The organism is Methylomonas lenta, assembly GCF_001644015.1.
Taxonomy (GTDB): domain Bacteria; phylum Pseudomonadota; class Gammaproteobacteria; order Methylococcales; family Methylomonadaceae; genus Methylomonas; species Methylomonas lenta.
Map to the genome: position 1 here is coordinate 1 of NZ_LUUI01000022.1, position 13,094 is coordinate 13,094.

At 49.4% G+C, this 13,094-nt stretch carries 10 protein-coding genes; all 10 read left to right on the forward strand.

The features are described from left to right. The first annotated feature begins 44 nt into the window (after positions 1-44). The 10 genes from A1359_RS01315 (at position 45) to A1359_RS01360 (ending at position 13,021) form a co-directional block, all read left to right on the forward strand. Entirely contained in the window at positions 45-3,131 is a 3,087-nt protein-coding gene (locus tag A1359_RS01315; protein ID WP_232322070.1) for a DEAD/DEAH box helicase, read from the forward strand. Positions 3,132-3,159: 28 nt separating this feature from the next. Next, positions 3,160-3,759: a Uma2 family endonuclease gene (locus tag A1359_RS01320; RefSeq protein ID WP_066976879.1), complete on the forward strand. Its 600-nt coding sequence runs from the start codon at positions 3,160-3,162 to the stop codon at positions 3,757-3,759. Between the two features lie 9 nt (positions 3,760-3,768). After that, on the forward strand, positions 3,769-5,187 hold the full coding sequence (locus tag A1359_RS01325) for an MBL fold metallo-hydrolase RNA specificity domain-containing protein (protein WP_066976882.1): 1,419 nt from the start codon (positions 3,769-3,771) through the stop codon (positions 5,185-5,187). 161 nt (positions 5,188-5,348) lie between these two features. Further along, positions 5,349-6,338: a UDP-N-acetylglucosamine 4,6-dehydratase (inverting) gene (gene pseB, locus A1359_RS01330; RefSeq protein ID WP_066976885.1), complete on the forward strand. Its 990-nt coding sequence runs from the start codon at positions 5,349-5,351 to the stop codon at positions 6,336-6,338. 15 nt (positions 6,339-6,353) lie between these two features. Next, complete coding sequence (pseC, locus tag A1359_RS01335) at positions 6,354-7,520, forward strand: UDP-4-amino-4,6-dideoxy-N-acetyl-beta-L-altrosamine transaminase (RefSeq protein WP_066976889.1); 1,167 nt, start codon at positions 6,354-6,356, stop codon at positions 7,518-7,520. A 16-nt stretch (positions 7,521-7,536) separates the two neighbouring features. After that, positions 7,537-8,241 carry a pseudaminic acid cytidylyltransferase gene (gene pseF / locus A1359_RS01340; protein WP_066976892.1) on the forward strand — a complete coding sequence of 235 codons (705 nt, stop codon included), beginning with the start codon at positions 7,537-7,539 and terminating at the stop codon, positions 8,239-8,241. A gap of 12 nt (positions 8,242-8,253) precedes the next feature. After that, a complete protein-coding gene (gene pseG / locus A1359_RS01345; protein ID WP_066976895.1) occupies positions 8,254-9,288 on the forward strand; it encodes a UDP-2,4-diacetamido-2,4,6-trideoxy-beta-L-altropyranose hydrolase in 1,035 nt (344 codons plus the stop codon). Positions 9,289-9,397: 109 nt separating this feature from the next. Next, positions 9,398-10,312, forward strand: a complete 915-nt coding sequence (locus A1359_RS01350) for a class I SAM-dependent methyltransferase (RefSeq protein ID WP_066976898.1) — start codon at positions 9,398-9,400, stop codon at positions 10,310-10,312. Between the two features lie 13 nt (positions 10,313-10,325). Beyond that, a complete protein-coding gene (locus tag A1359_RS01355; RefSeq protein ID WP_066976901.1) occupies positions 10,326-11,807 on the forward strand; it encodes a phosphosulfolactate synthase in 1,482 nt (493 codons plus the stop codon). After that, positions 11,804-13,021 carry an ATP-binding protein gene (locus tag A1359_RS01360; protein ID WP_066976904.1) on the forward strand — a complete coding sequence of 406 codons (1,218 nt, stop codon included), beginning with the start codon at positions 11,804-11,806 and terminating at the stop codon, positions 13,019-13,021. Before A1359_RS01355 ends, A1359_RS01360 begins: the two co-directional genes overlap by 4 nt. Positions 13,022-13,094: the final 73 nt, after the last annotated feature.

Genomic DNA, 13,094 nt, shown 5'->3' on the forward strand with positions numbered 1-13,094 from the left:
CGCGTGGGAACGAGATAAATTCACTTCAATGAGTTTTTGGCGCTATGCGCTGCTATCCGGTTAAAATTCCAATTTTTAAAGTAACCGCCATCCGCATCATGGACAACGACGATATCTATCTTTACGACACCGAACGCCTGCATGGCATCGCTTCCGATGATTTGGTTAAGAAGGGCTTGCACTATTTCACCGACAATCGGGTCATTGGCGTGGCCTTAGAAAACGGCTGTGTGGTGGCGCAAGTTGAGGATGTCAATGACGAACAGTATTGGTTGGAACTGACACTTGATGATGACAACCTGGTTGTGGCTTGCGATTGTCATGCCGAACCGACAGTTTGCATACATGCAGTCGCCGCCTTATATGCTTATGCGGATCAATGCGCGCCGTTAGAAACAGCCGATTTAGGCAGCGCGCAACATGAAGCAATACAAGAGCGGGTCAAGAAAGGCCGCAATGAGGTAAGAGTCAAATTGTTGAGTGGCAATCTTGGTTTCGGCACTTGGCAGGCGACGTCTTTGGTGTCTGCGACGCACTGGCAGCGTTCCTATCAAGTACAAATCCGTTCGCTGGATAAGCGCGTGAATTATTGCACCTGTCCGGATTTGGCCAGCAACCGGCTCGGTACCTGCAAGCATATCGAAGCCGTGTTGCATTACGCCAAAAAACAGACGGATTATAAGCAGCTAAAGGCGGCGGGTTGTCCGGTTTCGTTTGTCTATCTGGCCTGGGAGTCGGCTACCCGACCGGTGCTTCGTTTGCAGCGTGCAACGGACATGGCGGACGATTTGGCGGCTTTGTTAGCTGAATTTTTTAATCCGCAAGATCAGTTTATAGGGCGTTTGCCGGAAGACTTTTACCGTTTTTCGCAACGGGTGTATGGGCGGGATGATTTTCTGCTAGGCGATGATGCCACGCGTTATGCTCAGCAATGCGCCGAAGACGCAGCTCAATCGCTGCGAGGCCAGGATATTCAGCAGGCTATCAAGCAAAGCAACGGCGTGTTGCCGGGATTAAAGGTCAAACTGTTTCCCTACCAAGTGGACGGCGTGGCTTTTCTGGCCTCGCGCGGACGAGCCTTGCTGGCCGACGATATGGGTTTGGGCAAAACCTTGCAGGCTATCGCGGCCAGTAGCTGGCTGGCGGACAATGCAGAAGTCGAACGCGTTTTAATTGTTTGTCCAGCCTCATTGAAACATCAATGGGCGCGGGAGATAGCCAAATTTACCGGCAGGCAGGTACAGATTTTGTCGGGTGGTCCGGAGCAGCGCGGTGTGCAGTATCGCGCCAATGCCTTGTTCTTTATCGTCAATTACGAGCTGGTGCTGCGCGATTTATCTGTCATCAGCGAACAACTCAAGCCTGACTTGTTGATACTGGACGAGGCACAGCGCATCAAAAACTGGCGCACAAAATTAGCGTCCACGGTAAAAATGATTCCTTCGCGTTACGTGTTTGTACTGAGCGGCACGCCATTGGAAAACCGGCTGGAAGACTTATACAGTTTGTTGCAACTGGTTGATGCTCGGGTGTTGGGCCCGTTATGGCGCTGTTTGCTGGATTTTCATATTACCGACGAGCGCGGTAAAGTGATTGGTTATCGTAACTTATCGGAATTGCGCAAGCGTATTGTTCCGGTACTGTTACGCCGTGACCGCAGTCTGGTGGCTGATCAATTGCCGGATCGTACCGAAGTCACGCTTGATATTGCCATGGATGACAAGCAGGAAGAATTACACGGTCATGCGCTAAAGGCGGCGGGTCAATTGGCGCAAATTGCCAAGCGCAGGCCGTTGACGCCCAGTGAACACAATCGCTTCTTGGCGGCTTTGCAGCAGGCACGCATGGCTTGCAATGCGGCGGGGTTAGTCGATAAAGAAACTGTGGGCTCGCCGAAACTGGATGAGTTGGGGCGCTTGCTGGAAGAATTGTGTCTGCAAAGCAATCGCAAGGTGGTGGTGTTTTCACAATGGGCGTTGATGACCGAGATGGTGGAAACACTGGTGCGGGGCATGGGTTTGGGTTGTGTGCGCCTGCATGGCGGCGTGCCCAGCCCAAAACGTGGCGAGCTGATGGAGCGCTTCCAAAATGACGATGCGGTGCAGGTATTTATTTCTACCGATGCCGGCGGTACTGGCTTGAATCTGCAAGCTGCCACGGCGCTAATCAATCTGGATATGCCTTGGAACCCGGCTATTTTAGATCAGCGCATCGCTCGCATTCATCGTTTGGGGCAAAAACATAAGGTGCAGATATTTATCCTGCTGGCCGAAGATTCCTACGAACAACGTGTGGCGCAGTTGGTGAAAGGCAAGCGCGATTTATTCGACAACGTCATCGATCCGGCTGCCACAGAAGATGCCGTCGGTGTCTCCAAGAAAATGCTGCAAACGCTTATGGAAGATTTATCTGGTGCTTCCGTAGATGAAGATGTGGCTGCAGTGCCGAAAGGCGAAGTAATTAAAGACGAGCACGCGGAAACGGATGAGGCGGTTGTTTCCGTTAAGTTGGATTCTGCCGGTCTGAGTGAAGACGAAAAAATAGCCAGGCAAGTGGTTGAAGCTATTCAAGCGGCATTTGGTTCGCGTATCGAGCGCGTGTTGGCTAAATCCGGCGGCTTGCTGGTCGTGGTTGAACATTGGCAAGATGACGATGAGCAGATTGGGCAGAATTTATCGGAGCAAGGTTTGCCTGTCGCCGTGATTGACGGTCGTACTTGGCGCAGCTTGCAAAGATTGGGTAAGGCCTCGCCGCTGGCGGAAGCGGAAACGATTTTTGAAACGACTGTCCCTGAGCAACCACAACACAACCCGTTGATCGTGCTAGCTGAGCAAAAATTGCGTTCGGCCGAAGTGTTGCTGGCACAGCAATGTACAGCGGGCGTGATGGATTTACTGGCCTCGGCGTTGCTACTAAAGCTGGCGGCACTGGCCAGGAAAACTCAGGCGCCGTCCGTCACGGATGCAGCCGTGTGGTTGTATGCCGATATCGTGCCAAGTGGCTTGTTGACGCCGGAACAGGCCGCGCAAGTGCTGCAAGTGGTATCCTTGAGTTTGGGCAGCAGTTTGCCGGAGATGTTGATTCGGCAAGCGGCGAGCGATGTGGAGCAGTTGTTTGCACTTATGGTTTGATGAAGAACAGATAGGAACAGGAGGCAATATGGCACTGAATACAGCCGAAAGCTATTTAAGCGAGGCCGATTATCTGGCGGGTGAACAGGACGGCGAGATTCGACATGAATTGATCGATGGTCAGGCCTATGCCATGACCGGCGCGAGTGATTATCACAATAAATTGAGTGGTAATTTGTTTGCGGAATTGAGAAATGCGTTAAAGCCAGGTAATTCGCCTTGCAGCATTTACATCAACGACATGAAAGTCAAAGTGAAACAGAATTTCTACTATCCCGATGTGATGGTGGTCTGCAACCCTAATGACAAGGTCAACAATTATTACAAGACACAAGCTACGGTGATTGTTGAAGTGCTGTCACCCTCTACCCGGCGTTTTGACAAAACCCATAAGCGACAGATGTATCAAACACTGGAAAGCTTGCAGGCATATGTCTTGGTTGATCAGGAGCGAGCCGAAATCGAGGTATTCAACCGCCAAAGTGGCTGGCAGGCCGAATATTTTTACCCCGGCGATAGCATTAATTTTCAATCGATAGATGTGATCGTGGCGGTGGAAGACATTTATTACCAAGTGGACAACGACGATATGCAGGCTTTTTTGCAAGCCAATCAAGCCCAAGCCTGAAGGCCGCGCATGGTCGATTCAACTTACCCAACTATTAAACACCATGGCGCTATTGATGGCGTCACCGGCTCATGTCACGAGTTGATTGTCGATGCAAAAAATTCGGTATTGATCGACTGCGGCTTGTTTCAGGGTGCCGAAGTGTCGGGAGCGGGTGCCGACGCCAACCAACTGACGATGGATTTTGCGCTGGATAAGGTGCGGGCCTTGCTGGTCACGCATTGCCATATCGACCATGTGGGTCGTATTCCCTATCTGATCGCCGCCGGCTTTAAAGGGCCGATTTATTGTTCCGAACCGACTGCAAAACTGTTGCCACTGGTATTGGAAGATGCGGTGGCGGTGGGTATCAGTAAAGATCGGCAGCTGATCGAACCGTTTATCGATTTGATCAAAACCCGCATCGTGCCGTTGCCTTATGGGCAATGGCAAGTGGTGCCTTTGGCGCTGGATTGCGCCAGTCTGTTGCGGGTTAAGTTTCAGCCGGCCGGGCATATTCTGGGTTCTGCCTATATCGAATGCGAGGTGCTCAACCATCCCAATAAACAGCGCATCGTGTTTTCGGGTGACTTGGGTGGGCCGCATACGCCATTATTGCCGGCGCCGAAATCTCCCTATCAAGCGGACGTTTTGGTGCTGGAGAGTACCTACGGTAATCGCATCCATGAGGGGCGTAAGCAGCGCAAGGAACAGCTCAGGCAATTGATCGGTCGTTGTTTGCAAAATAGCGGGGTGATTCTGATTCCGGCCTTCAGTATAGGCCGCACCCAGGAATTGCTGTATGAACTGGAAGATATCATTCATCAGCACAAAACCCAGGCCGTGGCGAAAGGCTTGCAGTGGCAGGATATGGAAATCATCGTGGATTCGCCGTTGGCCAATCGCTTTACCGAAGTGTATCAGCAGCTCGCGCCCTATTGGGATGCCGAGGCCAAGGCCAAGTTGCGCAGAGGCCGCCATCCACTGGCTTTCGAACAGCTGACCACTGTGAATAATCATCAAGATCATTTGGCCGCTGTTGCCTACCTGAAACGCACGGCCAAGCCCTGTATCGTCATTGCAGCCAGCGGTATGTGTGCGGGTGGACGCATGGTCAACTATTTAAAAGCCTTGATAGAAGACGAGCGTAGCGACATTTTGCTGGTGGGCTATCAGGCAGCAGGTACGCCAGGGCGAGATATTCAACAATACGGGCCAAAACACGGGTATGTGGAATTTGACCATCGACGTTACACCATCAAAGCCGGTGTTTATACCTTAAGCGGCTACTCGGCCCATGCCGATAAAGATGCTTTGCTGCGTTTTGTCAAAGGTATGCGTAAGAAACCTAAGCAAATCAGGTTGATACATGGCGATGATGGGGCGAAGAAGGCTTTGCAGCAGTCTTTGGTTGGACTTTTTCCGGAAACTCGGGTGTTGATTCCCTGAATGTTTGTTAGGTCGGACAAAGCTATTTTATCGACTTCAGGTGTTAACATATTTGTAAAAGAAGCTTGGTTTGCGTATTCCTGCCTTATGTTTGTAAGTCGTGTTGGGTTTGGACGGTCGCTTGTTTAAATGTTTGAAAACGAAAAGGTACAATCCAGCGCATGTTAAACGGAAAAAACATATTGATAACCGGCGGCACCGGGTCGTTCGGCAAAAAATGCACCAAGTTGATACTGGAACGCTATAGCCCGAAAAGACTGGTGATTTTTTCCAGAGACGAACTTAAGCAATATGAAATGCGTCAGGTGTTTAATCAAAAGTGTATGCGCTATTTTTTGGGCGATGTCAGGGACCAGAGTCGACTGAAGCGTGGCTTGGAAGATATCGATGTTGTCATACATGCCGCTGCGCTCAAGCAGGTGCCGGCGGCTGAATACAATCCGTTCGAATGCATCAAAACTAATGTGCTGGGTGCGCAAAATCTGATAGAGGCCTGCCTGGATACCGGCGTGCAGCGGGTGGTGGCCTTATCTACAGATAAGGCGGCCGCGCCTATCAATCTGTATGGCGCCACCAAATTATGTTCGGACAAGCTTTTCGTGGCGGCCAATAATATTGCCGGTTCGCGCGACATTCGTTTTAGCGTGGTGCGCTACGGCAATGTGATGGGAAGTCGCGGTTCGGTGATCCCATTTTTTCTGGGACAGCGTAAAATAGGGATTTTGCCTATCACCGATCCGGAAATGACCCGCTTCAATATCAGTCTGCGGGAAGGGGTGGAAATGGTGCTTTGGGCGATAGAGAATGCCTGGGGCGGCGAAGTGTTGGTGCCCAAAATTCCTTCTTACCGGATTATCGATCTGGCCATGGCCATAGGCCCGGAATGTGAACATAAAATCATTGGGGTGCGCCCCGGCGAAAAAATTCATGAGGAAATGATCACCGAAAGCGACAGTTTCAATACGGTGGATTTAGGTCCTTATTTCGCGATTTTACCGGCGGGTGCCAAATATAATATGAAAAATTATTGCGCCCGCACCAACGCGCAAAAAGTCGAGCCAGGTTTTCGCTACGATAGCGGCAGTAATGAGCATTTTCTCAGCGTGGATGAATTACGCACCTTGATAGATAGCTTTGTGGCTGATGCATAAACCGCGGAGACCGTCATGATTCCTTACGGACGGCAACAGATTTCCGAAGCCGATATTCAGGCCGTCGTCGAGGTATTAAAGTCCGATTTTCTGACTCAGGGGCCCGCTGTGCCGGCATTCGAAAATGCCGTTTCCGCTTATTGCGGCGCCGATTATGCCATGGCGGTCAATAGTGCTACTTCCGCACTGCATTTGGCTTGTCTAGCCTTGGGCGTGCATGCAGGGGATTATGTCTGGACCAGCCCTATTACTTTCGTGGCCAGTGCCAATTGTGCCTTGTATTGTGGTGCAGAAATCGATTTTGTCGATATCGATCCCCTGACTTTCAATCTCAGTGTGCAGGCCTTAGAGGAAAAATTGCATCGCGCCGAGCAAAGCAGTCGCTTGCCCAAGGTGATTATTCCGGTGCATTTGTGCGGCCTGTCCTGCGATATGCAGGCGATACACCGGCTGAGTAAACGCTACGGTTTTCGCATCATAGAAGACGCTTCTCACGCCATCGGCGGTAAATACCGCGGTCAGCCGATCGGCAATTGCCGCTATTCCGACATTAGCGTATTCAGTTTTCATCCGGTTAAGATCATCACCACGGGCGAAGGCGGCCTGGCGTTGACTAACGATCCTGATCTGGCCAGGCGCATGGCTTTGTTGCGCAGTCACGGTATTACCCGTGAAGCGGCGGAAATGACTCGTGAGGCCGATGGCCCCTGGTATTATCAGCAAATCGAACTGGGCTTCAATTATCGTATGACCGATATTCAGGCCTCACTGGGTTTAAGCCAGCTGAGTAGGATGGATGCTTTTGTCGCTCGCCGTCAGCAATTGGCCGAGTTTTACCGACAAAATTTGTCTGGTTTGCCGGTGACTGTGCAAAATCAGCCAGGGGATTGTTATTCGGCGCTGCATCTATTTGTAATTCGTTTGCAGCTCGGCGAGTGTGAAAAGTCGCATCGCGAGGTTTTTTGCCGATTGCGCGAGGACGGGATTGGCGTCAACTTGCACTATATACCGGTACATTTACAGCCCTTTTACCAAAAATTCGGTTTTAAGCCAGGCGATTACCCGCAAGCCGAACACTATTATGCCGAGGCCATTACCTTGCCACTGTATCCGGATTTATCCGAGTCGCAGCAGATGCAGGTCGTCGCAGCTTTGCGGGATGCATGTTTCGCAAAATATTAGCCACAAAGGAGTATGAGTGAAAATAGCCGTAATTCCTGCCCGCGGCGGCAGCAAACGCATCCCGCGTAAAAACATCAAGGATTTTTGTGGAAAGCCTATGATGGCTTGGTCGATAGATGCGGCGCACGCTTCCGGATTGTTCGACCACATTATCGTTTCCACCGATGATGCCGAAATCGCCGAGGTGGCCAAAACATGGGGTGCGGAAGTCCCTTTCATGCGGCCGACGGAGTTGTCAAACGATTATGTTGGCACCCGCGCGGTTACCAAACATGCTTTGGAATGGGCAATGGCCGAGTACGGCAACATAGCTTTCATCTGTACGATTTATGCCACGGCGCCGTTTATTAAAGCCATGGATTTGTGCAATGGTTTGGCTTTAATAAACGAAAGCCAAAAGGCGATAGCCTTCACGGTGACCAGTTTTCCTTATCCGATTCAGCGGGCGCTACGCATAACGGAAACCAATGGAGTGGCCATGTTTCAGCCAGAGCATTTAATAACGCGTTCACAAGATTTGTTACCCGCCTATCACGATGCTGGACAGTTTTATTGGGCGAAAGCCGGGGCGATTATGGAAGGTATTCCGACTTTTTCGGAACATGCCGCACCGCTGGTTCTGCCGCATTTTCAGGTGCAGGATATCGATACCGAAGACGACTGGCTGCGTGCTGAGCTGATGTATCGAGCCTGGGGGAGTCCGTCCGCCACTCAGGAATAAAACGGATAATTAATGATAGTCTTTCGCTGTAACGCCAGCCCTGAGGTTGGTCTGGGACATCTTGCTCGCTGCCGGGCTTTGGCTCAAGAGCTGAAAAGGCAAGGCGAGGCTTGTGTGATGGTAGGCCCTCCAAAATCTTATGCCAATGCGCAAGATGCGGTATTTATTGAGGATTGGATTGAGGTTGGAATATGGATCTCTGCAGAGCAGGATGCGGCCCAACTGGTAGCGATTGCCAGGGAAAAACAGGGCAACTTTGTGGTGTTGGATGATTACCGTGTCGATGCAGACTATCAACATGTTCTGAATACTTCTTGCCTACATTGGCTGCAGTTCGACGGGACCGCCAAAAAACCATTATGGGCCGATTTAGTGGTCAATGCCAATCCGGCCGCACGCGCAGAGGATTATGCCGAGGTACTTAATAAGCCAGCCGCTCAATTGTTGCTGGGTCCAGGGTATGCCGTTATGCGTGCCGAATTTCCGCCAGCAGCATTGCGCGCGACGAGTCGTGCTATCGAACGGGTTTTAGTGGCGTTCGGCGGCGGTGATGATAGGGGTGGCATTGAATTTGCTTTATCGACATTAATCGAAAATGCGCCGGTTAATTGGCGCTTTGTGGTGATTTCCGGCAGTCATAATCCACGTAATCCGCAATTGGCAGTTTGGATTGAGGCGCATGGTCAGGGGCGGGTGTCGTTATTAATTAATCCCGATAACGTCGCGGCAATAATGGCTAGTTGCGATCTGGCGGTTATGGCGGGTGGAACCAGTATTTACGAAGCGGCCAGTTGTCGGTTGCCTATGGTTTTAATCGCCATTGCTGATAACCAGATTCGACAGGCCGAGGCTTGGGCAAATGCCGGTGCGGCGCTTTTCCTGGGTATCTTACACGGGGTCGATGTCGGCCAGCTGATGTATGCGGTATCGAAATTGGCTGGTGCCGATGCGCTTAGGCGTGACATGGCCGTGAAGGCAGGCGATTTGGTTGATGGTAAAGGTGCGCAACGTTTGGCGAGCAAAATTATCGAGATGGCCGGGAAGTAAACGTTTTTACGGTTTGCTGAAAAAAGCCGCAGCTTTCGCAGAAAACGACGCGTTGTGTTTTCTAAGTGAGCGTGGGCGAATAAATTTTTTAACTCAGTAAATTTTAATCATGACTAATTTTAATTTAAGTGCATGCGGCATTGAAAAAAATAAATATGGTTTCCATGAGTTGGTTTCAAAGCCCTCTGAAGCTGAGCTAAAAGATTATTACGCTAATAAATATTATCAACAATCGATTCAGATGCATCAGCATGAATACAGTGCTGATGACTTGCTCTGGAAACGGAAAAAACTAGAACAAAAGGCCAGCGTTGTCAGGCAATTTATAGAAAATTCAACTGGAAATGGGACGAAGAAATTTCTGGACGTCGGTGCGGGCGAAGGTTTTGCCATGAGTTACTTTGCCCAGATCGGTTGGGGTGCCTCGGGTCTGGATTACAGCAGTTACGGATGCTCAGTGCATAATCCTGATATGCTGGAAAAACTGCTTATCGGTGACATCGGAGCTTCTATCGACAGATTAGTTGTGGATGGGGCAAGTTTTGAGTTGATCTTGCTGGACAATATTTTGGAGCATGTGCTCGACCCATTGGATATTCTGCAAAAAATGCATCATTTATTGGCGGAGAAGGGCGTATTAATTATTGAAGTTCCTAACGATTTTTCATTACTGCAGCTGGAATTGATGCGTTTGGACTGCATAGATAAACCCTTTTGGGTGGTTAAGCCGGATCATATTTCCTACTTTAATGCCGAAGGGCTGGTGAATTTATGCGACGAAGCGGGGTATAAGCAGTTTAAGCTTATTTGCGATTATCCCATCGATTTGGCGCTTTTCAATGAAAACACAAATTACGTGATGCACCCTGGTGCAGGCAAGTCTGTCCATAAAGCCAGAATGCGGGTTGAAAATCTTATTCATGATATATCGATCGATAAAGCTCTTAAGTTTTATGAGTCGTTTGCCGAGCTTGGGCTGGGACGTAACTTAATTGGGTTTTTCCATAAAAAGTCAGATTTATAAAAAGGCATATTCCATGAATGAAATCTTAAATAAGCTGGGGCTGCCTCAAGGCTCTTCAAAACCAAGAAGCACCGGGTTGACGATGGTTTTGGATAAATCGTTAGGCATCCACGGCGCCATTGATCTGGTCGAAACTGGGGCTGATTATATAGATACTATTAAGTTTGGTTGGGGTACGTGCGCCTTATATCCTGGCGATGTGTTGACCAAGAAAATAAAAATTTATCGGGATGCGGGCATTAACGTGTGTCCCGGTGGGACGTTTATAGAGTCGATATTCGAATTTGCCGATGTCGATACGATGTTGGATTTGCTGAAGGATTTGGGTTTTAATGCGATAGAGGTTTCCAACGGTATACACCCGTCCATGACGCTAAGCGACAAGCAGGCTATTATCAAAAAGGCGGTTGCCAAAGGGTTTTACACGATCTCGGAAGTAGGGAAAAAATTGCCTGAAGAAGACCGGAAAATGACATACAGGCATAGGGTCGAAGAAATCAAGCAGGATATTGAAAGCGGTGTCAGCAAGGTCATTATGGAAGCCCGGGAGTCCGGCACGGTGGGAATATTCAACGCGGACGGTCGCATCAATTCCGAGTTGGCGTATGAGTTGTTCCGGAACGTCGATCCAGATAGCGTTTTGTGGGAAGCGCCCACCAAGGAGCAGCAAGTCTGGTTGCTGCAGAACATTGGTTCCAACGTCAATATCGGCAACGTATCGCCACTTGATGTGTTGAGCCTGGAATCCATGCGGCGAGGCCTAAGAGCGGATACCTTTAGAGACTTTTGTAAGGACAGTCGCAGGGTGTTTCTGGAATTGGGTGTCGGTGGGGCGATTAGGGCGCAAAGAAGAGGCGATGTGGTGGTGGTGGTGGATGCATTGCGGGCAAGCACCACCATTGAGCAGTGCATTGCCAAGGGCGCTAAAGAAGTCATTCCCGTCATCAGCGCCACCGATTTGGTTGGCGAAGTCACGATTGGTGAGCGTGGCGGTTCCAAGTTACCCAATGCGGACTACGGTAATAGTCCGGTTTTAATCGGTGCCGAAAATGTGAATGGTATGTCGGTTGTCATATCCACCACCAACGGTACCGAGTGCATCATGAGTGCCACGGGAAAAGATAGTGTGGTTTTGGTTGGCGCGCTGACCAATTGTTCTGCCGTGGCGCAAGCGGCGATTGAGATTGCGGCTAAATTGGGAAAAAGCATCACGCTACTTGCCGCCGGTAGAAACAACCAGCCGGCGATTGAAGATAGGGCGGCGGTAACGGAAATAATGAAAAAGATCGGAAATGTGACCCCGCGAGGTGTTTTAGAGCCTTTTTATAGTAGCGAGTTGGAAAAAGATTTTCTCGAAAGTGATAGTGGAATCAATCTGGTGTCTTTGGGGTATATGGAAGACGTGGTTTTTTGTTCTAGAATTGATATATCTGAGGCTGTACCTATTTTCGATGGCAAGCGACTTATCAAATATAACCCTGAAATGTTTCAATGAAACAAAAGTTAATGATTATAGGCGCTGGCCGTGAGCAAGTGCCTGCAATAATAAATGCTCGAAAATTGGGTTATGAGACGGTTGCGACGGATATTAATGAACATGCCCCTGGATTTGCTTATGCAGATTACTCTGAGGTAGTGAGCACGGCCGATTTTGATGGCAATTTAAGCGTTGCCAGGCAATATCAAGTTGATGGTGTTATGACATTGGGTTCCGAAGTGGCTGTGCCTGTTGTTGCTAAGATAGCCAGCATCCTAGGTTTGCCGGGTTTTTCGGAGGAAACTGCGTTGAAAGCGACCAACAAAAATGCCATGCGTTCGGCTTTTGAGGCATTTTATGTGCCCAGTCCCAGTAGTGAACCGGTTAAAACCTTGACCGATGCCGAAAGTTTTGCCAGTAAACATGGCTACCCGGTGGTTATCAAGCCCAGTAACTCATCTGGCCAGAGAGGCATTGAAAAAGTAAACGATTTGGATGCGCTCTGTCATTGCTTTGCTGAGGCGATTAAATACTCTACGGATGGTTATGCCATCGTCGAAACATTTTATGCCGGGCCGGAAGTCAACGTCACTGCCGCTGTTGTGCAAGGTCAGGTAACCATTTTATCGTTATCGGATCGTATTACGGCTGCTTCGCCTCATTTTGGCATAGCAATAGAACATGTATTTCCTCCCGCAATAACGGATGAGCAAGCCAGTGCAGTCAAAGCTGCATCAGTTTTAGCTATTAAGGCAATTGGTCTTGAGAACGGTATTGCCTATCCTCAGGTAGTAGTGGGTGAAAAGGGGCCGCAAGTGATCGAAATTGCCGCAAGAATACCTGGTGGCTTTATGCGGGAGGTGGGGCTGTATATGTCTGGTATCGATATGATAGACGTGGCCATTAAGCTGGCTATGGGTTGTTCGTTCTTGCTTGATGACTATATAGCGATTGAGGTTGTTCCTGCCTTGTCTGTACGGTTTATGACTGAATTGGATTATCCGACGATTAATAAACCCATAGCCAAGATTGAGGGGGTGGATGATGCAAAAAAAACACAAGGGATATTGTCAGTGGAAATTAATGCTGAAATCGGCCGGCTTTTGCCAATCCTTAATAGTTCGGCAGCACGATTTGGCGCAATAATAGCTAAAGGTAAAGATAGAGAAGAAGCGCGTAAAAATAGTCATCTCGCCTTGGCTAAAATCGACATTAAATTTGTTGATGAGTGAGCCGATTAAGCAGCGATTTTAATGACAACTAATAGTTGGTAGTCTTTAATTTTAATGAACAAAACACTCGTAT